The organism is Enterobacter cloacae complex sp. HYC003_NIDB, from assembly GCF_056673375.1.
The window spans coordinates 663,111-687,254 of record NZ_CP114220.1 but is presented as its reverse complement, the minus strand read 5'-3'; the positions used below and the strand labels follow the sequence as shown (position 1 = coordinate 687,254).

General features: G+C 56.7%; 24 protein-coding genes and 1 tRNA gene. 18 read left to right on the top strand and 7 right to left on the bottom strand.

Annotated elements, in window-relative coordinates:
- Positions 1-4 precede the first annotated feature (4 nt).
- Positions 5-1,306, bottom strand: a complete 1,302-nt coding sequence (locus tag O1722_RS03280; protein ID WP_017384034.1) for a CYTH domain-containing protein — start codon at positions 1,304-1,306, stop codon at positions 5-7.
- 237 nt (positions 1,307-1,543) lie between these two features.
- On the opposite strand from O1722_RS03280, the gene O1722_RS03275 reads away from it, so the two are divergent.
- Together O1722_RS03275 and O1722_RS03270 are read left to right on the top strand one after the other, a co-directional pair.
- The gene (locus tag O1722_RS03275) at positions 1,544-2,164 is read left to right on the top strand and encodes a TIGR04211 family SH3 domain-containing protein (protein WP_001303390.1); all 621 of its coding nucleotides are present in this window, start codon (positions 1,544-1,546) and stop codon (positions 2,162-2,164) included.
- A 60-nt stretch (positions 2,165-2,224) separates the two neighbouring features.
- Positions 2,225-3,466 (top strand): multifunctional CCA addition/repair protein, encoded by a 1,242-nt coding sequence (locus tag O1722_RS03270; RefSeq protein WP_023304444.1) that lies wholly within the window; start codon positions 2,225-2,227, stop codon positions 3,464-3,466.
- A 13-nt stretch (positions 3,467-3,479) separates the two neighbouring features.
- Here the strand turns inward: O1722_RS03270 and bacA are convergent, their stop codons facing one another.
- Both bacA and folB read right to left on the bottom strand, forming a co-directional pair.
- Complete coding sequence (gene bacA, locus O1722_RS03265; RefSeq protein WP_003862545.1) at positions 3,480-4,301, bottom strand: undecaprenyl-diphosphate phosphatase; 822 nt, start codon at positions 4,299-4,301, stop codon at positions 3,480-3,482.
- A 106-nt stretch (positions 4,302-4,407) separates the two neighbouring features.
- Complete coding sequence (gene folB, locus O1722_RS03260) at positions 4,408-4,776, bottom strand: bifunctional dihydroneopterin aldolase/7,8-dihydroneopterin epimerase (RefSeq protein WP_015571902.1); 369 nt, start codon at positions 4,774-4,776, stop codon at positions 4,408-4,410.
- Between the two features lie 107 nt (positions 4,777-4,883).
- Here folB and plsY point away from each other — a divergent pair, with 107 nt between their 5' ends.
- From plsY to ureG, 10 genes are all read left to right on the top strand, one after another.
- On the top strand, positions 4,884-5,498 hold the full coding sequence (gene plsY, locus O1722_RS03255) for a glycerol-3-phosphate 1-O-acyltransferase PlsY (protein WP_017384031.1): 615 nt from the start codon (positions 4,884-4,886) through the stop codon (positions 5,496-5,498).
- A 92-nt stretch (positions 5,499-5,590) separates the two neighbouring features.
- A complete protein-coding gene (locus tag O1722_RS03250) occupies positions 5,591-7,057 on the top strand; it encodes an MFS transporter (RefSeq protein WP_032619001.1) in 1,467 nt (488 codons plus the stop codon).
- Between the two features lie 156 nt (positions 7,058-7,213).
- A complete protein-coding gene (locus tag O1722_RS03245) occupies positions 7,214-8,041 on the top strand; it encodes an urease accessory protein UreD (RefSeq protein WP_033487692.1) in 828 nt (275 codons plus the stop codon).
- A gap of 10 nt (positions 8,042-8,051) precedes the next feature.
- Entirely contained in the window at positions 8,052-8,354 is a 303-nt protein-coding gene (locus tag O1722_RS03240) for an urease subunit gamma (protein WP_003862556.1), read from the top strand.
- 10 nt (positions 8,355-8,364) lie between these two features.
- Positions 8,365-8,679 (top strand): urease subunit beta, encoded by a 315-nt coding sequence (locus O1722_RS03235; protein WP_015571906.1) that lies wholly within the window; start codon positions 8,365-8,367, stop codon positions 8,677-8,679.
- Positions 8,672-10,375 (top strand): urease subunit alpha, encoded by a 1,704-nt coding sequence (gene ureC, locus O1722_RS03230; protein ID WP_023295463.1) that lies wholly within the window; start codon positions 8,672-8,674, stop codon positions 10,373-10,375. The genes O1722_RS03235 and ureC overlap by 8 nt, the downstream gene beginning before the upstream one ends.
- A 9-nt stretch (positions 10,376-10,384) precedes the next feature.
- Positions 10,385-10,849 (top strand): urease accessory protein UreE, encoded by a 465-nt coding sequence (gene ureE, locus O1722_RS03225; RefSeq protein ID WP_017384028.1) that lies wholly within the window; start codon positions 10,385-10,387, stop codon positions 10,847-10,849.
- Positions 10,850-10,858: 9 nt separating this feature from the next.
- Complete coding sequence (locus O1722_RS03220; protein ID WP_033487690.1) at positions 10,859-11,398, top strand: HupE/UreJ family protein; 540 nt, start codon at positions 10,859-10,861, stop codon at positions 11,396-11,398.
- Entirely contained in the window at positions 11,398-12,072 is a 675-nt protein-coding gene (locus tag O1722_RS03215) for an urease accessory protein UreF (RefSeq protein WP_033487689.1), read from the top strand. Before O1722_RS03220 ends, O1722_RS03215 begins: the two co-directional genes overlap by 1 nt.
- Positions 12,073-12,081: 9 nt before the next feature.
- On the top strand, positions 12,082-12,699 hold the full coding sequence (gene ureG, locus O1722_RS03210) for an urease accessory protein UreG (protein ID WP_033487688.1): 618 nt from the start codon (positions 12,082-12,084) through the stop codon (positions 12,697-12,699).
- A gap of 33 nt (positions 12,700-12,732) precedes the next feature.
- Here the strand turns inward: ureG and O1722_RS03205 are convergent, their stop codons facing one another.
- A complete protein-coding gene (locus O1722_RS03205) occupies positions 12,733-14,508 on the bottom strand; it encodes a S8 family peptidase (RefSeq protein WP_223230155.1) in 1,776 nt (591 codons plus the stop codon).
- Positions 14,509-15,066: 558 nt separating this feature from the next.
- Here O1722_RS03205 and O1722_RS03200 point away from each other — a divergent pair.
- Positions 15,067-15,747 carry a LuxR C-terminal-related transcriptional regulator gene (locus tag O1722_RS03200; RefSeq protein WP_033487687.1) on the top strand — a complete coding sequence of 227 codons (681 nt, stop codon included), beginning with the start codon at positions 15,067-15,069 and terminating at the stop codon, positions 15,745-15,747.
- Between the two features lie 31 nt (positions 15,748-15,778).
- Here O1722_RS03200 and tsaD read toward each other — a convergent pair whose 3' ends face one another.
- Positions 15,779-16,792 carry a tRNA (adenosine(37)-N6)-threonylcarbamoyltransferase complex transferase subunit TsaD gene (gene tsaD, locus O1722_RS03195; RefSeq protein ID WP_015571911.1) on the bottom strand — a complete coding sequence of 338 codons (1,014 nt, stop codon included), beginning with the start codon at positions 16,790-16,792 and terminating at the stop codon, positions 15,779-15,781.
- Positions 16,793-17,028: 236 nt separating this feature from the next.
- Between tsaD and rpsU the strand changes: the two genes are divergently transcribed.
- From rpsU to rpoD, 3 genes are all read left to right on the top strand, one after another.
- Entirely contained in the window at positions 17,029-17,244 is a 216-nt protein-coding gene (rpsU, locus tag O1722_RS03190; protein ID WP_001144069.1) for a 30S ribosomal protein S21, read from the top strand.
- A gap of 115 nt (positions 17,245-17,359) precedes the next feature.
- The gene (dnaG, locus tag O1722_RS03185; protein WP_003862574.1) at positions 17,360-19,105 is read left to right on the top strand and encodes a DNA primase; all 1,746 of its coding nucleotides are present in this window, start codon (positions 17,360-17,362) and stop codon (positions 19,103-19,105) included.
- A gap of 152 nt (positions 19,106-19,257) precedes the next feature.
- The gene (rpoD, locus tag O1722_RS03180; protein ID WP_015571912.1) at positions 19,258-21,102 is read left to right on the top strand and encodes an RNA polymerase sigma factor RpoD; all 1,845 of its coding nucleotides are present in this window, start codon (positions 19,258-19,260) and stop codon (positions 21,100-21,102) included.
- 101 nt (positions 21,103-21,203) lie between these two features.
- Here rpoD and mug read toward each other — a convergent pair whose 3' ends face one another.
- Entirely contained in the window at positions 21,204-21,710 is a 507-nt protein-coding gene (gene mug, locus O1722_RS03175) for a G/U mismatch-specific DNA glycosylase (RefSeq protein WP_017384024.1), read from the bottom strand.
- A gap of 124 nt (positions 21,711-21,834) precedes the next feature.
- Between mug and O1722_RS03170 the strand changes: the two genes are divergently transcribed.
- Both O1722_RS03170 and O1722_RS03165 read left to right on the top strand, forming a co-directional pair.
- Positions 21,835-21,910, top strand: a tRNA-Ile gene (locus O1722_RS03170).
- 218 nt (positions 21,911-22,128) lie between these two features.
- Positions 22,129-23,298, top strand: coding sequence for a coiled-coil domain-containing protein (locus O1722_RS03165; RefSeq protein WP_023295466.1), 1,170 nt, complete (start codon positions 22,129-22,131; stop codon positions 23,296-23,298).
- On the opposite strand, the gene O1722_RS03160 is transcribed toward O1722_RS03165, so the two are convergent.
- Entirely contained in the window at positions 23,299-24,063 is a 765-nt protein-coding gene (locus O1722_RS03160; RefSeq protein ID WP_015571916.1) for a siderophore-interacting protein, read from the bottom strand.
- Between the last annotated feature and the right edge of the window lie 81 nt (positions 24,064-24,144).

Sequence of the window (24,144 nt, the reverse complement as noted above, 5' to 3'; positions counted from 1 at the left end):
AGAATTAACGTTTTCCGCTGTGCAGCCAGTACGGATCCTGCGAAATGGCCTCGTTGCGGAAATGCTCGATCTCGATCTGCTGACGGGTCTCGATGGCATGCTTCAGCCCCTGCCAGTTCTCCAGCCAGGCCTGCGCCTTCACGCCCTCATACGCACCTGACAGCAGCAACATGCTGTCGATGTTACGCGCCAGGCGGGGAAGCTGATCGCCATACTGGTCGCCCAGCGGATGCGCAAAGGTGGTTCTCAGCTCGGCCGCGTGACGGGAGAGGTGGATATCCGCAAAACGTTTGAAGTTTTCCGCGATTTTGGTCTGCCCTTTCGCATCGAGGAACGTGCGCCAGCCGCGCGTCACCAGAAACTCGGTCAGCGCCAGTTTCGCGCCGGCGTTTTGCGGGCTGTAGATCGCCGTTTGTGCCGACACGTCGGAAAGCATCAGCGTTTCGGTTTGAGTGAGCAAATCACGTAAGTGAGTGCTGGCTTTACGCGGTACAATGCCGCCAAAGAGCGTCAGGGTATGACGCACCAGCCCCATAGCGGCCAGCACCTGTTTTTTGGCATTTTTCACGTTACGCGCCCACAGCTCCTCGTGGTACTGCCACTGAGAGAGCGCCAGCTCCAGCGCCGCTTCCATGCCCTGCTCAACGGAGGCTTTCGGCACAACGCGCAGAATCGGGGTTTCTCGCAGCACGCGCGGCGCATTCCCGGCGGCCAGGTGATAGCCGCGTGCCGCTTTACTCAGGCTGCCCTGACGCAGGCCAGGCTGGTTCACCAGCTTGTGCGCCAGCTTCAGCACGTCGCTCGCCTCGCCTTCCAGCAGTTCGAGTTCTAATTCGCAGATCGGCTCCTGCTCTTCACCCGCCTTAATTTCACCCCGATCGAACGCGATCTCAATGCGGCTCTTGCCTTCCGTCACCAGCCATTTTTCGCGCCAGAAATCGGTGCTGAACAGCGGTTGCGCCTCTGCCGACAGCGTTGCGGGCAACGTCCCTTCCGGCCACACTTCCGCCGGAAAACGATCCAGCTCAAGTTCTGGCTTACTGATGTCGATATTGTATTCCGGACGCTGGTGCAAACCGCCCACCACGCGACCGGCGATTTTCATCGTCATCTCGTAGCGCCCGTTCGCACCCCGGATGCGCAGGCCCATATCGTGGTTGCGCAGCCAGTTGTCCGGCGTTTCGTAATAGATGTTGAGCAGCTGTACGGGTTCATGGTGCTCGCCGGACAGCGTATTCAGATGCTGGCGGAGCGCGTCAGCGCTGTCTTTTTCGACGATAAACTTTAATTCGATCTCTTGTGCCATAGCCTTGTACTTTTGCGTGCGTCACAGACGCGTCGATGAAGGCGAACTTCCTCGCCATTTGTTTGTCAGTACATAGTATTTTGCGCCAAATTGCCACGCAATGAGCAATTTGACGGGCGTAAAAGTTTAAAGCGGTGGAAATCATGACACAGATGATTCCGATTGATGATGAATCCTTTGCGTAGCGACACTGATACCACTACTATCGTTCCACTTTTTATGAAAATAACGACTGATATGCTTAAATTACGCCTGATTGGACTTACTTTACTCGCTTTTAGCGCCGCAACCGCGGTCCACGCTGAAGAGAAACGTTACGTTTCTGATGAACTGAATACCTGGGTACGCAGCGGCCCTGGAGACAATTATCGCCTCGTGGGTACGGTAAATGCCGGCGAGGAAGTGACTCTGCTGCAAACCAATGCAGACACCAATTACGGTCAGGTTCGTGACAGCTCTGGCCGCACCTCATGGATCCCGCTGAAAGAGCTGAGCACGGTGCCGAGCCTGCGCACCCGCGTGCCGGACCTGGAAAATCAGGTGAAAACCCTGACCGATAAGCTGAACAACATTGACGGCACCTGGAACCAGCGCACCGCAGAGATGCAGCAGAAAGTGGCGCAAAGCGACAGCGTGATCGCCGGTCTGAAAGACGAAAATCAGAAGCTGAAAAATGAGCTCATCGTCGCGCAGAAGAAAGTGAACGCCGCGAATCTACAGCTGGATGACAAACAACGCACCATCATCATGCAGTGGTTTATGTATGGCGGCGGAGTGCTGGGCGTCGGTCTGGTGCTGGGTCTGGTGCTTCCTCACCTTATCCCAAGCCGTAAACGTAAAGACCGCTGGATGAACTAACTCGTCTTCTCTGCCACACTTACGTATCATCTTGCGAAAAGAGAAAACGGGAGTGTTGGCGTGAAGAGTTATCTGGTCGGTGGTGCGGTACGTGATGCGTTATTAGGTCTGCCGGTCAAAGATAAAGACTGGGTCGTGGTCGGTGCCACGCCCGAAGCGATGATTGACGCGGGCTACCAGCAGGTAGGCCGCGATTTTCCTGTGTTCCTCCATCCGAAAAGCCGGGAAGAGTACGCCCTGGCGCGTACCGAACGGAAATCCGGTTCCGGTTATACCGGCTTCACCTGCTATGCCGCGCCGGATGTGACGCTGGAGCAGGACTTACTGCGCCGCGATCTCACCATTAATGCCCTGGCGCAGGACGAAAACGGCCATATTATCGATGTCTACGGCGGCCAGAACGATCTGCGTGACCGTCTTTTACGCCATATCTCCCCCGCCTTTTCTGAAGATCCGCTTCGCGTACTGCGCGTGGCGCGTTTTGCCGCCCGTTATGCCCATCTCAGCTTCCGCATCGCCGACGAGACGATGGCGCTGATGACGGCCATGACCGACGCGGGCGAGCTGGAACACCTGACGCCAGAACGCGTCTGGAAAGAGACCGAAAACGCCCTGACTACCCGTAATCCGCAGGTCTTTTTCCAGGTTCTGCGCGACTGCGGGGCGCTGAAAGTGCTGTTCCCGGAAATAGATGCGCTGTTTGGCGTGCCCGCCCCGGCGAAATGGCACCCGGAAATTGATACCGGCATTCACACCCTGATGACGCTGAGCATGGCCGCCATGCTCAGCCCGGAGGTGGACGTGCGCTTTTCTACCCTCTGCCATGACCTCGGCAAAGGGTTAACGCCAAAGGAGTTGTGGCCACGCCACCACGGGCACGGTCCGGCTGGCGTGAAGCTGGTTGAAGGGCTTTGCCAGCGCCTGCGCGTGCCGAATGACATTCGCGATCTGGCAAAACTGGTGGCCGAGTTTCACGACCTGATCCACACCTTCCCAATCCTGAAACCCGCCACCATCGTCAGGCTGTTTGATAACATCGACGCCTGGCGCAAACCGCAGCGCGTGGAGCAAATTGCGCTGACCAGCGAAGCCGACGTGCGCGGCCGCACCGGGTTTGAAGCGTCCGATTATCCGCAGGGTCGTTTGCTGCGTGAGGCGTGGGACGTAGCGAAAGCGGTGCCAACAAAAGAGGTGGTGGAGGCAGGGTTTAAAGGCCCGGCGATCCGCGAAGAGCTGACGAAGCGGCGGATTGATGCGGTTGCAGCGTGGAAGGAAAAACGTTGCCCTCAGCCGAAAGACTGAGGGCGGTCGGTCATCAGAAGAAGACCACGTACACGGCAGCCGCGACGATAAAGCGGTAGATCGCGAACGGAATAAACGAAATACGCTTAATCAGTTGCAGGAAGGTTTTGATGGCGATCAACGCCACAATAAAGGCGGTGATAAAGCCCACGGCGAACATCGGAATGTCGCCCACGGTCAGGAAGCCGATGCTTTTGTAGAGATCCAGCGCGGTGGCGCCCATCATCATCGGCACCGCCAGCAGGAACGAGAACTCAGACGCCGCGTAACGGCTCACGCCCATCAGCATCCCGCCGGAAATGGTTGCCCCTGAACGGGAGAAGCCCGGCCACAGCGCCAGACACTGGAAGCAGCCAATCATAAACGCCTGGCGATACGTCATATCGTCCAGACCTTCCGCACGCGGGGTTTTTGGCTTCAGCACTTCGGCGGCAATCAGCAGGAAGCCGCCGACAACCAGCGCGTACATCACGTTAATCGGGTTGAAGAGCGATTTAATGGTGTCGTGGAACACCAGCCCCAGCACCACCGCCGGGATCATCCCGAGCAGAATATGAATCAGCGTCAGGCGCCCTTTGCCCTCTCCTTCACGCTGCGGCAAACGCCCGAAGTGGATACCGATCAGACCAAACAGACGTCGCCAGAACATCACGACCACCGCCAGGATAGAGCCCAGCTGGATCACCACCTCAAACGTCTTTGCGGTATCGCCTTCAAAGCCCAGGAGATGGCCAACGATAATCATATGGCCCGTACTGGACACCGGCAAAAACTCCGTCAATCCTTCGACCACACCCAGTATTGCCGCCACCAGCAGCGAGTGCATATCGCTCATCTATAAACCCCTAAAAAGATATAAAAAAACGGTGTCCCACGCGGACAACCGTGAAAGATACAGCTTTAAGACCGATATAACCTAAAATGGTTTAGCTATTATGACGTTAAATCTTTCCTTTCAGATTTGTGCCACGCTCGATAATCACGCCCACATTGGCGGCGCGCGCCACCGCTCCCGGCTTGCTTAGCTTAATGCGCACCCATGGGGAGTTAAATTTGCTCAGCAGCAGGTCTGCTACCTCTTCCGCCACGCGTTCTACCAGCGCAAAACGTTGCCCTTCCACATGGGCGATGACCGTTTCACTGATGTCGGCGTAGCTCAGACAGTCATTCACATCATCGCTTTTTGCTGACTTGCGGTTGTCCCAGCCCATTTCGATATCGAACACCAGTTTCTGCTCGATGGTCTGTTCCCAGTCGTAAACACCAATTGTGGTGATTACCGAAAGTTGCTCTATAAATACAATATCCATCACGACCTGCCTGCTTTTTGGCTAAACCGGATACCACTTCCGGCGAATTATGCGTATTATCCACAGATGCTGAGAATACAGATACATTTTCAAAACGGAACAGCGTTATGAGTGCAATCGCGCCTGGAATGATTATCCTCGCCTACCTTTGCGGCTCAATCTCCAGCGCCATTCTGGTCTGCCGCATCGCCGGGTTGCCTGACCCGCGTGAAAGTGGTTCCGGGAATCCGGGGGCGACCAATGTACTACGAATTGGCGGCAAGGGAGCAGCCGTAGCGGTTTTGATTTTTGATGTTCTGAAAGGAATGCTTCCCGTCTGGGGCGCGTATGCGCTCGGCGTCACACCCTTCTGGCTGGGGCTGATTGCCATCGCCGCCTGCGTCGGCCACATCTGGCCCGTTTTCTTTGGTTTTAAAGGCGGTAAAGGCGTTGCCACCGCGTTTGGCGCGATTGCGCCGATCGGCTGGGATCTCACCGGCGTGATGGCGGGCACCTGGCTGCTGACCATCCTGCTGAGCGGTTATTCGTCGCTGGGCGCCATCGTCAGCGCACTGATCGCCCCGTTTTATGTCTGGTGGTTTAAACCGCAGTTTACCTTCCCGGTGTCGATGCTCTCGTGTCTGATCCTGTTGCGCCACCACGACAACATTCAGCGCCTGTGGCGGCGTAAGGAAACGAAGATCTGGACGAAGCTCAGGCGTAAAAAGAAAGACGCTCAGTAAACCGTTCGTTATGCCTTATAACCAAATGTGATTTTTGTCACCTTCTGCCTGTGGTAACTGTTAGAGACACAACACAACCACACAAAAAGAAAATGGCAGAAATCACAGATTCAACTCCCCTTCCAACGGCAGGAAATACCCCGGATGGCGACATCAAGTGGGTGCGCAGCGCATCGGACGTTTCACGTCTCGTTAATGACGGCTCTCAGGGCCGGGCCAATGCCCGCATCGTGGTCGGTATCGCGCTCGGGGGAATTTTCCTCGATGCCTACGATCTCGGCGCGCTGGCATTCGGCATCAAAGACATCACCCGCGAATTTAACCTGACGCCCGCCGGTACCGGCATGGTGGCCTCGGCGATTACCTTTGGCGCGATTGTCGGGGCGCTGCTCGGCGGCTATCTTACGGATAAAATCGGGCGCTACCGCGTCTTTATGGCCGACATGGTGTTCTTTGTCGTTGCCGCTATCGCCTGTGCGCTGGCCCCGAACGAATATGTGCTGGCGGGCGCGCGCTTTGTGATGGGTCTTGGCGTTGGGATCGACCTTCCCGTCGCGATGGCGTTTCTCAGCGAGTTCGCCAGGCTGAAAGGCCCGGGGAATAAAGCCTCCAGCGTCGCAATGTGGTGCCCCACCTGGTACGCGGCCATCAGCATCTCTTATCTTCTGGTGCTCTTCTTTTACGCCGTGCTGCCGGAAAGCCATAGCGACTGGCTCTGGCGTCTGATCCTTGGCTTTGGCGCGGTGCCCGCGCTGGTGATTATCGCCATCCGCAGCCGCTATATGAGCGAATCCCCGGTCTGGGCGGCGAATCAGGGCAATCTGAAGGAGGCGGCGTCCATCCTGCGGCAGTCTTACAATATTAATGCCCACGTACCGCAGGATGCGCTCGACCAGCCCGCGCCTGTCGTGAACAAGGCAAAATGGTCGAACTACCTGAACCTGTTCCGCGGTATCTATCTGCGGCGTACCACGCTCGCCACGCTGCTGTCAGTGGTCTCCTCGTTCGCCTATAACGCCGTAGCCTTTGGCCTGCCGGTGATCATCTCCAGCTTCTTTGTGCAGTCGATGCTGACCACCATTCTGATCTCGCTGGCGCTTAACCTGCTGTTCGCCTTTGTCGGCGGGCTGCTGGCGGTGCGCTATGTTCCGCGCTTCGGCGCATGGCGGATGTCTCTGGCGGGTTATGCGTGCCAGCTTGCGGCACTGCTCGGCCTGGCGTTGATTGGCCGGCCTGACGGGGCCACGGAAGGCGTGTTCGCCGTCGCGATGCTGGCGCTGTTCCTGTTTGGTCAGGGTTTTGGTCCAGGTGCGCATACCATGACGTTTGCCTCCCTGAGCTACCCGACCTCGCTGCGCGGCGTGGGTGTGGGGCTTAACCAGACGCTGATGCGCAGCAGTTCAACGCTGTCACTGTTTCTGTTCCCGCTGCTGGTCGCCTCGCTGGATACCGCCGTGTTCTGGGTGATTGCGCTGGCGCCGTTTATCGGTCTGGCGTCGCTGCTGGCGATCCGCTGGGAGCCGTCGGGGTATGATGTGGATGCAGAGGATTATCGCTAGCCTTTCTTGCCGGGTGGCGCTGCGCTTACCCGGCCTACATTACTGAAACCGGCTCACATGAGCCGGTTTTTTTATCCATAAGCGACTCATATGACAGCCTTCATTTCCGCCAGGGCATACTGAAACGTACCCCGATAGTGTGGAAATGGAAGCACCATGTTAGCAACTCAGGTCACTGATAATTCATACAAAGGCTGGCAGGCCTCGCTTGCCCTCCAGTTTTGTCATACCCCTGAGAAAACCCTCCTCCATTCCGCGCGTCACAGCGGGCCGCTCACCGTTCAGCGTCCGTTTTATCCCGAAGGGGAAACCTGCCACCTTTACCTGCTGCACCCGCCAGGCGGAATTGTGGGCGGAGATACGCTGGATATTTCCGTGCGGCTCGACGCCAAAAGCCATGCCCTCATTACCATGCCCGGCGCCAGCAAGTTCTATCGCAGCAGCGGCCCGCTGGCCTGCCTCAGTCAGCATTTTTACCTCGACGAAGAGGCCACGCTGGAGTGGCTGCCGCAGGACACCATTATTTTCCCCGGCGCTAACGCCGCGCTGCGTTCCGTCTTTCACCTGCACGCCACCAGCACGCTGCTGGCGTGGGAACTGTACTGTCTGGGCCGTCCGGTGATAAACGAAACCTTCAGCCACGGCACGCTGGAGAACCGCCTTGAGGTGTGGGTGGATGGCGAGCCGCGTCTGATTGAGCGACTGCATCTCAGCAGTGGCGATCTGACGCCCGTCGCGGACCATCCGTGGGTCGGCACGCTGCTGTTCTATCCGGCCCGGGAAGCACTTCTCGACGCGGTGCGTGCGCTTCTCGCCCCGCTGGAAAACTTTGGCGGGGCGACGCTCACAGACGATCTGCTGTCGGTGCGTTTTCTCTCCCACGACAACCTGATTTGTCAGCGGGTGATGCGCGATATATGGCAGTCGCTTCGCCCGCTTTTAACTTCCAAAACCGCCTGTTCGCCGCGCATCTGGCAAACATAAGAGAAACGCTATGGAACTGACTCCCAGAGAAAAAGACAAGCTGTTGCTGTTCACCGCCGCGCTGGTTGCCGAACGCCGCCTCGCGCGCGGGGTAAAGCTCAATTACCCGGAATCGGTCGCGCTGATCAGCGCCTTTATTATGGAAGGCGCGCGCGATGGCGAAACCGTCGCCTCGCTGATGGAAGCCGGCCGCCACGTCCTGACGCGCGATCAGGTGATGGAAGGCGTGCCGGAGATGATCCCGGATATCCAGGTGGAAGCCACCTTTCCGGACGGATCCAAGCTCGTCACCGTCCACAACCCGATCGTGTAAGGAGCGCGTGATGATCCCAGGCGAATACCGGATCCAGTCCGGAAACATTGCTCTCAACGTCGGGCGCGAAACCCGAAGTGTGATCGTGGAAAACCACGGCGACAGGCCGATCCAGGTCGGATCGCACTACCACTTTTACGAGGTCAACCCGGCGCTGAAGTTCGATCGCGAAGCCACCCGAGGTTACCGGCTGAACATCCCGGCCGGCACTGCCGTGCGCTTCGAGCCCGGCCAGAAGCGGGAAGTGACGCTGGTGCAGGTGACGGGCGCACAGCGCATTTTCGGCTTTCGCGGCGAGGTCATGGGCGAGGTGAAACATGGCTGAGATTTCACGCCAGGCGTATGCCGATATGTTCGGCCCCACTACCGGGGATAAAGTGCGGCTGGCCGACAGCGAGCTGTGGATCGAAGTGGAAGACGATCTCACGATCTACGGCGAAGAGGTTAAATTCGGCGGCGGAAAAGTGATCCGCGACGGCATGGGACAGGGGCAGATGACCGCCGACGACTGCGTGGATCTGGTGCTCACCAACGCGCTGATCGTCGATCACTGGGGGATCGTGAAAGCGGATATCGGCGTAAAAGATGGGCGGATCTTCGCCGTCGGCAAAGCCGGAAACCCGGACATCCAGCCCGGCGTGACGATCCCGATTGGCGCGGCAACGGAAGTGATCGCCGCCGAAGGGAAGATCGTCACCGCAGGCGGGATCGACACCCACATCCACTGGATCTGTCCGCAGCAGGCGGAAGAGGCGCTGGTGTCTGGCGTCACCACCATGATCGGCGGCGGCACCGGGCCTGCGGCAGGCACAAACGCCACCACCTGCACACCGGGGCCGTGGTATATCGCCCGCATGTTGCAGGCAGCCGATACGCTACCGGTGAATATTGGCCTGCTGGGTAAAGGGAACGGCTCCAACCCGGACGCGCTGCGCGAGCAGATCGCCGCAGGTGCCATCGGGCTTAAGATCCACGAAGACTGGGGCGCGACGCCTGCGGCCATCAACTGTTCGCTGGAGGTCGCTGAAGAGATGGATATTCAGGTGGCGCTGCACAGCGACACGCTGAACGAGTCCGGTTTTGTCGAAGACACGCTGGCCGCCATCGCCGGGCGCACCATCCACACCTTCCACACCGAAGGGGCGGGCGGCGGCCATGCGCCGGATATCATCACCGCCTGCGCGCACCCGAATATTCTGCCCTCCTCCACCAACCCGACGCTGCCCTACACGGTCAACACCATCGACGAGCACCTGGACATGCTGATGGTTTGCCATCACCTCGACCCGGATATCGCCGAGGACGTGGCGTTTGCCGAATCCCGCATTCGCCGGGAGACCATCGCCGCCGAAGACGTGCTGCACGATATCGGCGCGTTCTCGCTCACCTCGTCAGATTCACAGGCCATGGGCCGCGTGGGGGAAGTGATTATCCGCACCTGGCAGGTGGCGCACCGCATGAAGGTGCAGCGCGGCGCACTGCCGGAAGAGACCGGCGATAACGATAACTTCCGCGTGAAGCGCTATGTCGCCAAATACACCATCAACCCGGCGCTGACCCACGGCATCGCCCATGAGGTCGGTTCTATTGAGGCGGGCAAGCTGGCGGATCTGGTGGTCTGGTCCCCCGCCTTCTTTGGCGTCAAACCCGCCACCATCGTCAAAGGCGGGATGATCGCCTGCGCGCCGATGGGCGACATCAACGCCTCGATCCCCACGCCGCAGCCGGTACATTACCGCCCGATGTTTGGTGCCCTTGGTGCCGCACGCCACGCCACGCGGCTGACGTTTGTCTCTCAGGCTGCTGATGCCAGCGGCATTCCGCAACGGCTCGGACTGCAAAGCGCCACCGCGGTGGTGAGAGGCTGCCGGTCGGTGAAAAAGGCCGACATGATCCACAACGATTTACAGCCGAATATCACCGTTGACGCGCAAACCTATGAGGTACGCGTCGACGGCGAATTGATCACCAGCGAACCGGCAGAGGTTTTGCCGATGGCGCAACGCTATTTTCTGTTTTGAGGAGACATGATGATCTATTTAACCCAACGCCTGGACCATGCGCATCCGATTACCGCCAGCGTCACGCTACCGATTGATGTGCGGGTAAAAAGCCGCGCCCGCGTGGCGCTGAACGACGGCCGCGAAGCCGGGCTAATGCTGCCGCGCGGCCTGCTGCTGCGCGGGGGCGACCTGCTGACTACCGACGATGGCAGCGAGGTGATCGAAGTGATCGCCGCCCCGGAGTCGGTTTCCGTGGTGCGCTGCGCCGACCCGTTCCTGCTCGCCCGCGCCTGTTATCACCTGGGCAATCGTCACGTACCGCTGCAAATAATGCCTGGCGAACTGCGCTACCACCACGACCACGTCCTCGACGATATGCTGCGTCAGTTCGGGCTGGAGGTGACCTTCGCCAGCCTGCCATTTGAACCAGAAGCGGGCGCTTACACCAGCGATGCCCACAGCCATAGCCACTCTCACGCTCATTCACATTAAGGACTCATCATGCGCAAGTACTTACCGCTGTTACTGCTGGCTTTTTCCGTTCCCGCGCTCGCCCATCCCGGCCACGGGACCGACAGCTTCCAGGCCGGATTTCTCCATCCGCTGACCGGGCTGGATCACCTGCTGATGCTGACGGGGGCTGGCGTGCTCTCCGCCCTGAGCGGCCGCAAGCTGCTGTTGCCGTTAGCGACGCTCGGCATGATGCTTGCTGGTGCCGTTGCGGGCAGCCTGTTCGGCGGCTTTAGCGGCATGGAGATGCTGATTATCGCCTCGCTGGCGGTCTGCGGCGTGATGATGTTTAAGACTGAAAATCGCCTGCTGCTGGCGGTGCCGGCCCTGGCGATGTTCCACGGCTGGGCGCACGGCGTGGAGATGTCCGGCCACAGCTTCTGGCTCTTCACCAGCGGGTTTATGTTAGCCAGCGCCACGGTGCTGTGTGCCAGCTTCGCGGCAGGGCTGCTGCTGCGCCGTCACGACGGCCTGCGTAAAACCTTCGGCGGCGGGCTGATCGTCTCCGCCCTGCTGGCGCTGATGAGCTGATGGAGCACGCCCGCCAGCGGCTGCGCCTGATGCAGCTCTCCAGCAGTAGCCTGCCGGTCGGATCGTTTACCTGGTCGCAGGGGCTGGAGTGGGCCGTTGAGGCCGGGTGGGTCACGGACGCTGAGGCCTTCAGGCGCTGGCAGATCCAGCAGATGGAGCAGAGCTTTTTCTGCGTCGACCTGCCGCTGTTTATCCGCCTGTATTGTGCCTGCGAGAAGCAGGACGTCGCGACAGCAAAACGCTGGACGGCATACCTGCTCGCCTGTCGGGAAACGCGCGAGCTGCGCGATGAAGAACGCAACCGTGGGGCGGCCTTTACGCGCCTGATTAAAAGCTGGGAACCCGCCTGCCCGCCAGAATGGCTGCCGCTGTTGATGCGAAGCCAGCTCGGCGGCATGGCGTGGCTCGGCGTGCGCTGGGGCATTAGCGCGCGCGAGCTGGCGCTGAGCCTCGGCTACAGCTGGATAGAGAGCGCGGTGATGGCGGGCGTCAAGCTGGTGCCGTTTGGGCAGCAGGCCGCACAACAGCTGATTATCGACCTGAGCGACCATTTTGCCGCCGGGTTTGAACAGGCATTTTTACGTGACGACGACGCGCTGGGGGCCGCTACGCCGCTGTCGGCCATCGCCTCTGCGCGCCATGAAACCCAATATTCACGACTATTCCGTTCCTGAGGAGTCAACATGGCTGATTACAAACATCCCCTGCGCGTGGGCGTGGGCGGCCCGGTAGGGTCGGGCAAAACCGCCCTGCTGGAAGCGCTCTGCAAGGCGATGCGCGACACCTATCATCTTGCGGTGGTGACCAACGATATCTATACCAAAGAGGATCAGCGCATCCTGACCGAGGCGGGTGCGCTGGAGCCAGAGCGCATCGTGGGCGTGGAAACGGGCGGCTGCCCGCATACCGCCATCCGCGAAGACGCATCAATGAACCTGGCGGCGGTGGAAGCGTTGAGCGAGAAGTTCGGCAATCTGGATCTGATCTTCGTGGAAAGCGGCGGGGATAACCTGAGCGCGACCTTCAGCCCGGAGCTGGCGGACCTCACCATCTACGTCATCGACGTGGCCGAAGGGGAAAAAATCCCGCGCAAGGGCGGGCCGGGGATCACCAAATCCGATTTTCTGGTGATCAACAAAACCGACCTCGCGCCGTACGTCGGTGCGTCGCTGGAGGTAATGGAGCGCGACACTCATCGCATGCGCGGCGAGCGCCCGTGGACGTTTACCAACCTGAAGGCGGGCGACGGTTTAGCGACGATTATTGCGTTTCTGGAAGAGAAAGGAATGCTGCGGATCTGAAAAAAGGCCTGGCATAACGCCAGGCCGTGATTGTTATTTGCAGCTGTTATTGGAAGACCCTTGTTCGCGCCATGCGCCCCACTGGCCGCCGGTTCCCGGCGTTTCTTGCCCCGGGTTGACATACCACTGGTTGAGCCAAACTTTACCGTTGTAAGACACTTTGGTGCATCGGGTTGGATAGGCAATTTTGGCGTTATAGGCCGGTGCCGCAGGATTTATCGGTGTGTCATCTTTTGCCGGGGTGTCATCCTTAGCCGGTACCGCCGGTTTACTGACGGTGATGGTCATGCTGTCCGTCGCGGTTCGCCCATCCGCGCCGGTCGTCGTCAGCGTAAAGGTCGCTTCACCCTCGCTGTTGGCAGGAATGACGGCATAGGCATGCGCGCTGTCCACGCTCTTCACCAGCGTGCCGTTCAGTGTCGCCTCCAGCGAGAAGGTTTCTGCCCCTTTCGTCACACGCCAGTTATACGATTTGGCATTCAGGCTCTTACTGCCGTCCAGCGCGTAGGTGATCACCCCCGTGGTCGGAGAAACCAGAGCGTAATCTGCGCCTGCCACAGCCGTTGGAGCCGGCGCGACAGGCGTGCTACCGTCTTTGAGCGCCATAATACGGGCCACCGCACGCTCCATGTCAGGTTGAGTACCCACTTTTGCCGAATCTCCGTTGGCCAGTGGCGTTCCGGTCTCCGCCAGAATCTGACGCATCTGCCGCGGTGTCACGGTAATACCGTTGGCTTTGGCGATGCCTGACAGGCTGGCTACCACACCCGCAATAATCGGGTTTGAGGAAGAAGTTCCGGCAAACGTCGCGGTATAAGAATCGTTAACGCCGCCATTTTTATAGAGATCGCCATAACCTGTGCTCACTACGTCCCAGCAGCCCCATGCAGAGCTGGTGACGCGCGAACCATAGGTGCTGAACGACGCTTTTTTACCGTCCTTTGCACAAAACGCACCCGCCAGGATAGCCCCGGAGTCCCGCACGTTCACGTCAAACTCACCCTGGAAGCCAGGGCTATCCAGGTTGACGTTCCCGTTACCTGCCGCCTCAATAACGTGAACGCCTTTATCCGTCAGCGCTTTAATCACATCGTAATAGGCGGGCTCGGACTCCATTGCCACCCAGCAATCCTTCTGACAACCCGCTGGATAACCGCCCGCTACGTGTACCCCGATCTGCACCACATCGCCAGCTTTTAGCAACGGAATTAAATTATAGAGGTTATTATGCGCTGAGGCCGCGTACCCCAGTCGGCTTTTCCAGCTTATCCCTCGAATACCGGTGCCAATATCTTTCGCTGTCATAATCCCGACGGAAGCGGTGTCATGATCTTGCTTTTCAACATAGGTTGTCTTTCCAGAGCTGAGACTCATTGGCGGTAAGTTGAGGTGGTGGGTATTCCAGGGATAAATCTCCGTTGAAATAATCGTCACCCCTTCACCCGCACTGCCTGCATAGTGATCAACGCTTTCGCGGTTTACGCCCCCCATATAATAACCGGCGCGCTTAACATCAGGAGCTTTGAGATAATCCTGCTTATTGCGAAAATCCGGAACGGCAGCAGACGTTAAATTATTATTTACCGAAGATTTAACCTGCGGCGTAAGGGCGTTTTCATCCAGCGACACCGGTTCGGCCTCCGGGTAAACAAACTCAACGTTCTGATTCTGCTCCAGCTCAGTAATAATATGGTTAATGTAGGTTTTATCCTGACGTTTATCTTGCGGTAACGCGATACGCAGATAACGGTCAAAGCCATAGCGTTTATTGAGTTCCGTTAACTCGGATGACTGATTTGAACTCCGCAAATTCGTCGGCCAAAACATATTTGTGGTGATAAGGGAAGGATCATTCAGGGTAATTTTATTGTTTGTCGCTTTTAGCAAACCTGTAGTGGGTTTTAGCTTGAGTACAATTGCTGTGTAGGTCGCATTGTCATGTGCAAACTCATTTTGCACCTGATTTTCTGCCGCAGCGGAAAATGAAATTGCTGCACAAATAAAAAGGGACAAGGTACTTTTTTTCATGGTAATCACGGTTCCTTTGTGAATCGACATTTCTCCTTTTTCAGTATCTGTGATACATGCACCGTGATGAATAAGAACTTCCTAATCTGGGGGAACGATCTTTCTATAATTGAATAAGAAAAATCCATATCTCATTTCTTTATATTTGGCAACACGAGGATACACCTGGATACAAAAGCCGTAAAGATTAAGCATAATGAAATAATCAATATCCGCCGCCGTTAAAAATACTCTCATTGTTACTGCTATTTTACCGCAGCCTGGATTTTAATAACGATATATCTTGCGAGGGATTCCAACCCCGCCATTATCATGTAAGGGTTAATACGACGCATCATTATGGACATTAAAATCGTTATCGCTGAAGAATCCTCGTTGATTCGCCGCGGCTTATCCTCAATGATGCAAGCGCTCTCGTTACCCGCCTCAGGCATGAATAAGAGATGTGTTTTGACCGGTGAAGCAGCCTCTTCCGCAGAACTTCTGTCGCTTCTTGGCCAGCATAACCCCGATATCGTTATCCTCAGCTATTCACTGACAACCAGCTTTAATCGCTCTCCTCTCAAGGGTATGGACGGTCTGAAGCTGTTGAGATGGCTCCATCAGACTTATCCTACGCTCAGCATTATCCTGCTCTCGCCCTATGCAAACGCCATGTTGATTCGTCAGGCGCTAAAGGAAGGCGTCAGATCGTATTTGTCGCGGGATATCAACGAGAAAACCTTAAGCCAGGCGATTGCTACAGTTCTTAAAGGTGAGATCTATATCGAAAGCCAGCTGGTAAATATGCTTTTTCGTCATGAGATGACAGATATAGAGAAACTCTCGCCGCGGGAAATCGATGTGCTGCGTCTGATATGTAACGGATTAAATTTGAAGGAGATTGCACAACATATGCACCTGAGCATCAAAACAGTCAGTGCGCATAAGATCCGGGCGATGGAAAAGCTGGATGTGCAAAACGACTGCCAGCTTTACTCTCTGATCATCAAGAACCAGATGTTCGACATCAGAATATAAAACTCCCCCGCCGCGACGACGGGAGAGCCGTTCACGCCTCAGGCAGTTCCGCCAGCGGCCAGCGCGGACGCACAGACACGCTCAGGTCAGCCGTTGCGCCGGCGTTCAGACGCACCATCCCGGCGTAGGCGATCATCGCCCCGTTATCGGTGCAAAATTCAGGACGCGCGTAGAACACTTCCCCGCGACGCTTTTGCATCATCTCAGCAAGCTTCGCGCGCAGCGTGCGGTTAGCGCTGACGCCACCGGCCATCACCAGGCGCTTAAAGCCGGTCTGATCCAGCGCGCGCTTGCACTTGATCATCAGCGTATCCACCACCGCGTCTTCGAACGCACGGGCGATATCGGCACGGGTCTGCTCACTGTCGTCATTATTGCGGATAGTATTGGCCGCGAAAGTTTTCAGGCCAGAGAAGCTGAAGTCCAGCCCCGGACGGTCGGTCATCGGCCGCGGGAAGACAAAGCGCCCTTCCGTTCCCTGCGACGCCATTTTCGACAGCATCGGGCCACCCGGGTAATCCAGCCCCAGCAGCTTGGCGGTTTTATCGAAGGCTTCACCGGCAGCATCGTCGATCGACTCGCCCAGCAGCGCGTACTTGCCAATGCCCGTTACGCTAATCAGCTGGGTATGCCCACCGGAAACCAGCAGCGCCACAAACGGGAACTCTGGCGGATTGTCTTCCAGCATCGGCGCCAGAAGGTGCCCTTCCATATGGTGAACCGGAATGGCCGGAACATCCCACGCGAAGGCCAGCGAACGCCCTACCGTTGCGCCGACCAGCAGCGCGCCGACCAGGCCCGGCCCTGCGGTATAGGCCACGGCATCAATATCTTTTGCACTCAACCCGGCCTCTTTAAGCGCCGCCTGAATCAGGGGAACCGTTTTACGCACGTGGTCACGAGAGGCCAGTTCAGGCACGACGCCGCCGTAGTCAGCGTGCAATTTCACCTGACTATACAGCTGGTTGGCCAGAAGCCCTTTTTCGTCGTCGTAAATCGCGATGCCGGTTTCATCGCAGGATGTTTCAATACCCAGTACACGCATGACTTGTTTTACCTCGTTTCAATACCGCGCAGTGTAGAGCCTGGGCGGATTGTTGTAAAACTTTGTTCGCCCCAGGAAGAAGCCTCGTGTATACTCCTCACCCTTATTAAAGTCCCTTTCAAAATCGCATCGGTGCTTTACAAAGCAGCAGCATTTGCAGTAAAATTCCGCACCATTTTGAAATAAGCTGGCGTTGATGCCAGCGGCAAACCGAATTTATTAAAGGTGAGAGTTACATGCCGGTAATTAAAGTACGTGAAAACGAGCCGTTCGACGTAGCACTGCGTCGCTTCAAACGTTCATGCGAGAAAGCAGGTGTTCTGGCTGAAGTTCGTCGTCGTGAGTTTTATGAAAAACCAACGACCGAACGTAAGCGCGCTAAAGCTTCCGCTGTGAAACGTCACGCGAAGAAACTGGCTCGCGAAAACGCACGCCGTACTCGTCTGTACTAATCTGTTGAGGGCCACAGCCCTCAATTGACAGACAGAGTTGTAGTCGTAAGGCCGTGCTTCCGGAAGGAATGCGCGGCTTGTTTTCGTTTATAAGTCGCTTAAATTTTTGGGGCATATGGCCGGAAGAATCCCACGCGTTTTCATCAATGACCTGCTTGCCAGAACCGACATCGTCGATCTCATCGACGCGCGGGTGAAGCTAAAAAAGCAGGGCAAGAACTACCATGCGTGCTGTCCGTTCCATAACGAAAAAACCCCCTCTTTCACCGTAAACGGTGAAAAACAGTTCTACCATTGCTTCGGCTGTGGCGCACACGGTAATGCCGTCGATTTTTTGATGAACTACGACAAGCTCGAGTTCGTTGAAACCGTCGAAGAGCTGGCGGCGATGCATAACCTTGAAGTGCCGTATGAAGCAGGCAGTGGGCCAAGTCAGATCGAGCGCCATCAGCGGCAAACGCTGTACCAACTGATGGATGGCCTGAATTCGTTTTACCAACAGTCTCTTAAGCACTCTGCGGCTGAGCCTGCGCGTCAGTATCTGAACAAGCGCGGACTGAGTGACGATGTGATTGCGCGTTTCGCTATTGGTTACGCCCCGCCCGGCTGGGACAACGTGTTAAAGCGTTTTGGCGGCAATAGCGAAGATCGTAAATCCCTCATCGACGCAGGCATGCTGGTCACCAACGACCAGGGACGAAGCTACGACCGCTTCCGTGAACGGGTGATGTTCCCGATCCGCGACAAGCGTGGCCGGGTGATAGGTTTTGGTGGTCGCGTGCTGGGTGATGCCCTGCCGAAATACCTTAACTCCCCGGAAACCGATATTTTCCATAAGGGCCGCCAGCTTTACGGTCTTTATGAGGCACAGCAGGATAATGCGGAACCTCCGCGTCTTCTGGTCGTCGAAGGCTATATGGATGTTGTTGCGCTGGCGCAGTACGACATTAACTATGCCGTTGCGTCGCTGGGAACGTCCACCACGGCGGACCATATCCAGCTGCTGTTCCGCGTCACCAACAACGTGATTTGCTGTTACGACGGTGACCGCGCAGGACGCGACGCCGCCTGGCGAGCGCTGGAAACCGCGTTGCCGTATATGACCGACGGGCGTCAGCTACGCTTTATGTTCCTGCCCGACGGTGAAGACCCGGATACGCTGGTGCGTAAAGAGGGCAAAGCGGCGTTTGAAGCGCGGATGGAGCAGGCTCAGCCGCTCTCCACGTTTCTGTTTAACAGCCTGATGCCGCAGGTTGATTTGAGTACCCCTGACGGGCGCGCGCAGCTCAGCACGCTGGCGCTGCCGTTAATCAGCCAGGTGCCCGGCGAAACGCTGCGCATCTATCTGCGTCAGGAGTTAGGCAACAAGCTCGGCATTCTGGATGACAGCCAGCTTGAACGTTTAATGCCGAAACAGGCTGAAAACGGCACGGTACGCCCCGCGCCTCAGCTAAAACGCACAACCATGCGTATACTGATAGGGTTGCTGGTGCAAAATCCCGAACTTGCTCCGCAAGTGCCGTCGCTGGCGGGTTTGAACCACGAAAAATTGCCCGGGCTTGGCTTATTTTCAGAATTGGTCAACACTTGTTTGTCTCAGCCAGGTCTGACCACCGGACAACTTTTAGAGCATTATCGCGGCACAAAAGAGGCCGCTACCCTTGAAAAACTGTCGATGTGGGACGATATAGCAGATAAGGATATCGCAGAAAAAACGTTCACCGACTCGCTCAACCATATGTTTGATTCGATGCTTGAGTTGCGCCAGGAAGAGTTGATAGCTCGCGAGCGCACCCATGGCCTGAGCAGCGAAGAACGCCGGGAGCTCTGGATGATTAACCAGGAACTGGCGAAGAAATAAAAAATTTAACGGCTTAAGTGCCGAATATCGATCGGGAAGCCCCCGGCAGCCGCACTGAGAGGCAGCGGCAAAAATATAAGTACGCCCTCGCTTTAAAGGTTGGCAGCCCATCGCCGACACCAATCAAACGAATTAAGTGTGGATACCGTCTTATGGAGCAAAACCCGCAGTCACAGCTGAAACTTCTTGTCCAACGCGGTAAGGAGCAAGGCTATCTGACCTATGCCGAGGTCAATGACCATCTGCCGGAAGATATCGTCGATTCAGATCAGATCGAAGATATCATCCAAATGATCAATGACATGGGCATTCAGGTGATGGAAGAAGCACCGGATGCCGATGATCTGTTGCTGGCTGAAACCTCCAACAACACTGACGAAGATGCGGAAGAAGCTGCTGCACAGGTCCTGTCCAGCGTGGAATCTGAAATCGGGCGTACCACTGACCCGGTCCGCATGTACATGCGCGAAATGGGTACCGTTGAACTGTTGACCCGCGAAGGCGAAATTGACATCGCAAAACGCATCGAAGACGGGATCAACCAGGTTCAGTGCTCTGTTGCCGAATACCCGGAAGCGATTACCTATCTGCTGGAGCAGTACGATCGCGTTGAAGCGGAAGAAGCGCGTCTGTCCGATCTGATCACTGGCTTTGTCGACCCGAACGCTGAAGAAGATATGGCGCCAACCGCCACTCACGTCGGGTCTGAGCTGTCTCAGGAAGAGATGGATGACGACGAAGACGAAGATGAAGAAGAAGAGGACGACAGCAGCGACGATGACAACAGCATCGACCCTGAACTGGCGCGTGAGAAGTTTGCCGAGCTGCGTACCCAGTACGAAGTGACGCGTGACACCATCAAAGCGAAAGGCCGCAGCCATGCCGCCGCTCAGGAAGAGATCCTGAAGCTGTCTGAAGTGTTCAAACAGTTCCGCCTGGTGCCAAAACAGTTCGACTACCTGGTGAACAGCATGCGCGTGATGATGGATCGCGTACGTACCCAGGAACGTATCATCATGAAGCTGTGCGTTGAACAGTGCAAAATGCCGAAGAAGAACTTCATTACCCTCTTCACCGGCAATGAAACCAGCGAAACCTGGTTCAACGCCGCTATCGCGATGAACAAGCCGTGGTCTGAAAAGCTGCACGACGTGAAAGAAGACGTACAGCGCGGCCTGCAAAAACTGCATCAGATTGAAGAAGAGACCGGCCTGACCATCGAGCAGGTGAAAGACATCAACCGTCGTATGTCCATCGGTGAAGCGAAAGCCCGCCGTGCTAAGAAAGAGATGGTTGAAGCGAACTTACGTCTGGTTATCTCTATCGCCAAGAAATACACCAACCGTGGCCTGCAATTCCTGGATCTGATTCAGGAAGGCAACATCGGTCTGATGAAAGCGGTAGATAAGTTTGAATACCGTCGTGGTTACAAGTTCTCCACCTATGCTACCTGGTGGATCCGTCAGGCGATCACCCGCTCTATCGCAGACCAGGCGCGCACCATCCGTATTCCGGTGCATATGATTGAGACCATCAACAAACTCAACCGTATCTCTCGCCAGATGTTGCAGGAGATGGGCCGCGAGCCGACGCCGGAAGAGCTGGCTGAACGCATGCTGATGCCGGAAGACAAGATTCGTAAAGTGCTGAAAATCGCTAAAGAGCCAATCTCCATGGAAACGCCAATCGGTGATGATGAAGATTCGCATCTGGGTGATTTCATCGAGGATACCACCCTCGAGCTGCCGCTGGACTCTGCCACCACCGAGAGCCTGCGTGCTGCCACGCACGACGTGCTGGCTGGCCTGACCGCCCGTGAAGCCAAAGTGCTGCGTATGCGTTTCGGTATCGACATGAACACCGACCACACGCTGGAAGAAGTGGGTAAACAGTTTGACGTTACCCGCGAACGTATCCGTCAGATCGAAGCGAAGGCGCTGCGTAAGCTGCGCCATCCGAGCCGCTCTGAAGTGCTGCGTAGCTTCCTGGACGATTAATCGGTCCTGAAATGAAAAAGCTCCCAATCGGGAGCTTTTTTTTGTTTATTCCCTCTCCCTGTGGGAGAGGGTCAGGATGAGGGCATCAGGCCGCAGAGGAGCTAAAGCCCCCTCACCACCAGCGCCTCATCCAGTTCCCGATACGCCTCCACCAGCTTGTCCAGCGTCGCCCTGTTCAGCCCGCTCGGGTTTGGCAGCACCCACACCTGCGTTACGCCAATGGTAATGTTCTGCTTACCCCAGCTGGCGCCGCGCTGGCTGAACGCCTGCTCGTAGGCCTGCTTGCCGAGGATCGCCAGCGCCGCGGGCTGATAGTCTTCAATTTTCGCGATCAGCTCACGTCCGCCAGCGCGCAGCTCATGCAGATTCACTTCGCTTGCCTGTACCGTGGGTCGCTCGACCAGCATGGTGATGCCACAGCGCGTATCCAGCAGCTGCTGCTCTTCTTCCGGCTTAAGCTGTTTGTCGGTAAAACCGGCCTGGTGGATCACCTTCCAGAAGCGATTTCCCGGATGAGCAAAGTGAAAACCGGTGTGCGCCGATGACTTACCCGGATTGATACCGCAGAACACCACCCGCAGGCCAGGGGCCAGAATATCGTTGATCATCTCTACTCCTGTCTATGCATCTTAAGGTAAGTATAAAGGATTGATTATGCGTTGTTTATAAAAACAGCAGGCAGGTGTGAATGGCTGGATTGCTGAGGGGAGTTACTTTATAATTCACCGCCACGGCCCCTTAGCTCAGTGGTTAGAGCAGGCGACTCATAATCGCTTGGTCGCTGGTTCAAGTCCAGCAGGGGCCACCAAATTTTAGCTTTATAATCATCCAGTTAAGCCACTCGATTGAGTGGCTTTTTTGTAAGTAATCCACCACACGTAGCCCGGCCTGCCGCTTCCCCTCACAAACCCTAAAAACTAAAGAAATCCCCCATCGCGCCGATCATCATCCGTGTGTATTATTTCCTGTAGCTTTTACAACAACTAACCTTAACTCAAATACTTAAGCGCCAGAGCGAAAGGCATCATGAGCACACCGATCAAACGGCTAGAAATCATTAAAAATGCCATTGAGCTGGAAGATGACGACATCATCCGGAGCCAGCTGAAACGTCTCAAAGAGGAAGCCTTTGACGATGATCTCCTGTCCATCGTCGCGGCGCTTGAGCAGAAAAACTACACCGCAGCCCTTCGCGCTATCACCGCCTGGCTGCAAAGCCAGCGCGCCGTTACCCCGTGGCGTGACCCACAGCTGGCGGCCAGCAAGCTGGAGCTGAAAGCCCTGGAAGAGCGTCTGCGCGATCTGATTGATCGCCGTAACGCCCGGGTACAGCAGCTAGATGAGTTCAACGATCTCTATTTCTCCCGCCTCGGGCCGTTGATGCAGCAGATCCTCGCCCTGCGTAAAACGCTGGCGGAGCTTAACCTGCGTCGTCAGCAGGCGGAGACGCGTCGTCGGGAAGAGGATTACCGCCGCTGCCAGGACTATATGGCGCAGGCCGTAGAGGTTCTGACAACGCTCACCCGGCGCTGGCGAGATCTGCCTGCGGATTCCGTTCAGGCGGCAGAGGCGCGCAAACATCTTCAGCAGCAAAGCAATCTGATTGCCAACCTGCTGGCCGAAGCAATGGAGCTGGAGACCGGTTTAACGCGTGAAGAAGAGCCGGCACGTCAGGCGCGCGATGAGGCCAACGAAGAGTACAAGAAGTATCGCGAACAGCATCATGATGCCGAAGTTCGCCTGCGTAAAGGCAAGGATCTCTCAGAAGAGGATCGGAACGAGCTGAAGCGGCTCTGGCGTCAGGCGAGCAAGCTATGCCACCCGGATCTGGTTGCCGATGATTTAAAAGAGGAAGCCAACAGGATGATGGTGCAACTCAACCAGGCCAAACAACGCGGCGACGTGAAGGCCATTCGCTCGCTGGTCGCCCGTCTACAACAAGGATTCGAACCGATGATGGCAAGCGACAGGCTGAACGACCTGGAACGTATTCGTAAAAAGATGGCGCAGGTGCGTGAGCAAATCGACACCCTGGTGAACGAGCTGGCAGAGCTGGAGAAGGAAGAGTCCTGGCTGCTCGTCTCGTCGCTCAGCAATATGGAAGCCTACTTTGCCCAGCAGGAGAAAGCGCTGAAAGAGGTATGCGCCTCGCTCGAACATCAGGTGAGCGAAGCGCAGCTGGATCCCGCTGCCTGATTATTTGGCGTGCCAGTACGCGCTGGCACGCACCAGCTGCGGGTCAATTGCGTCGTTTTCAAACTGACGGCTCAGGCGTTTCACCACCTTCCCCTCCCCGGTCAGCCAGATAAAGTAATCCTCTTCCGGCACGGCCAGCGCGGCAAGATGGTCGGCCACCGCCTGCTCGTTGTGGCCGATAACCCAGGTGATGTTGAACCCGCTCAGGTGCGCCAGATAGTCCTCATACGCCGCATCGCCCACGGTGACAATGGCGTGGATCGCCGGGCGAACAGGCAGTTTTGCGATGCCTTCTAAACGGCGGCGCAGCGCGGGCATCCCCGACTCGTCGCACACGTACAGCTGCCAGGCGTAATCTTCCGGCACCACCAGCGAACCGCGCGGCCCGCCGATGGTCAGCTTGTCGCCCACCTTAGCCTCTACCGCCCAGTTGCTGGCAATGCCGCCATCATGAACGAAGAAATCGAGCGCCAGCTCATGTTTTTCGTCATCGTACAGCGGGGTATAGTCACGTGCCTGCGGACGCGCGCCGTCGCCCCAGTCGATGCCTTCATCGGTCACCACAGGCGGCACGAAAGTGGTGCCCGGTGCCGGGAAAAAGACTTTGGTATGGTCGTCAAAGCCGCGAGAGCTAAAGCCCTCCAGCGCCTCGCCGCCTAGCACAATGCGCTGAAATCCTGCGCTGACTCGCTCAGTGCGCAGCACGTTCAGCTCACGAAAACGCAGGTCATTGCGGACACGTTGAGGGTAACGGGTAGATGCCATGTTGATGCCCTTCTCAGGTGAATACGATATATCGGAATGAATTCTTAATGATAATGATTGCTATTAACTAAGAAATCAAGA

Coding starts and splice junctions, on each gene's coding strand:
- O1722_RS03280 (WP_017384034.1), bottom strand. CDS start 1,306: ATGGCACAAGAGATCGAATTAAAGTTTATCGTCGAAAAAGACAGCGCT.
- O1722_RS03275 (WP_001303390.1), top strand. CDS start 1,544: ATGCTTAAATTACGCCTGATTGGACTTACTTTACTCGCTTTTAGCGCC.
- bacA (WP_003862545.1), bottom strand. CDS start 4,301: ATGAGCGATATGCACTCGCTGCTGGTGGCGGCAATACTGGGTGTGGTC.
- folB (WP_015571902.1), bottom strand. CDS start 4,776: ATGGATATTGTATTTATAGAGCAACTTTCGGTAATCACCACAATTGGT.
- plsY (WP_017384031.1), top strand. CDS start 4,884: ATGAGTGCAATCGCGCCTGGAATGATTATCCTCGCCTACCTTTGCGGC.
- O1722_RS03250 (WP_032619001.1), top strand. CDS start 5,591: ATGGCAGAAATCACAGATTCAACTCCCCTTCCAACGGCAGGAAATACC.
- O1722_RS03245 (WP_033487692.1), top strand. CDS start 7,214: ATGTTAGCAACTCAGGTCACTGATAATTCATACAAAGGCTGGCAGGCC.
- O1722_RS03240 (WP_003862556.1), top strand. CDS start 8,052: ATGGAACTGACTCCCAGAGAAAAAGACAAGCTGTTGCTGTTCACCGCC.
- O1722_RS03235 (WP_015571906.1), top strand. CDS start 8,365: ATGATCCCAGGCGAATACCGGATCCAGTCCGGAAACATTGCTCTCAAC.
- ureC (WP_023295463.1), top strand. CDS start 8,672: ATGGCTGAGATTTCACGCCAGGCGTATGCCGATATGTTCGGCCCCACT.
- ureE (WP_017384028.1), top strand. CDS start 10,385: ATGATCTATTTAACCCAACGCCTGGACCATGCGCATCCGATTACCGCC.
- O1722_RS03220 (WP_033487690.1), top strand. CDS start 10,859: ATGCGCAAGTACTTACCGCTGTTACTGCTGGCTTTTTCCGTTCCCGCG.
- O1722_RS03215 (WP_033487689.1), top strand. CDS start 11,398: ATGGAGCACGCCCGCCAGCGGCTGCGCCTGATGCAGCTCTCCAGCAGT.
- ureG (WP_033487688.1), top strand. CDS start 12,082: ATGGCTGATTACAAACATCCCCTGCGCGTGGGCGTGGGCGGCCCGGTA.
- O1722_RS03200 (WP_033487687.1), top strand. CDS start 15,067: ATGGACATTAAAATCGTTATCGCTGAAGAATCCTCGTTGATTCGCCGC.
- tsaD (WP_015571911.1), bottom strand. CDS start 16,792: ATGCGTGTACTGGGTATTGAAACATCCTGCGATGAAACCGGCATCGCG.
- rpsU (WP_001144069.1), top strand. CDS start 17,029: ATGCCGGTAATTAAAGTACGTGAAAACGAGCCGTTCGACGTAGCACTG.
- dnaG (WP_003862574.1), top strand. CDS start 17,360: ATGGCCGGAAGAATCCCACGCGTTTTCATCAATGACCTGCTTGCCAGA.
- rpoD (WP_015571912.1), top strand. CDS start 19,258: ATGGAGCAAAACCCGCAGTCACAGCTGAAACTTCTTGTCCAACGCGGT.
- mug (WP_017384024.1), bottom strand. CDS start 21,710: ATGATCAACGATATTCTGGCCCCTGGCCTGCGGGTGGTGTTCTGCGGT.
- O1722_RS03165 (WP_023295466.1), top strand. CDS start 22,129: ATGAGCACACCGATCAAACGGCTAGAAATCATTAAAAATGCCATTGAG.
- O1722_RS03160 (WP_015571916.1), bottom strand. CDS start 24,063: ATGGCATCTACCCGTTACCCTCAACGTGTCCGCAATGACCTGCGTTTT.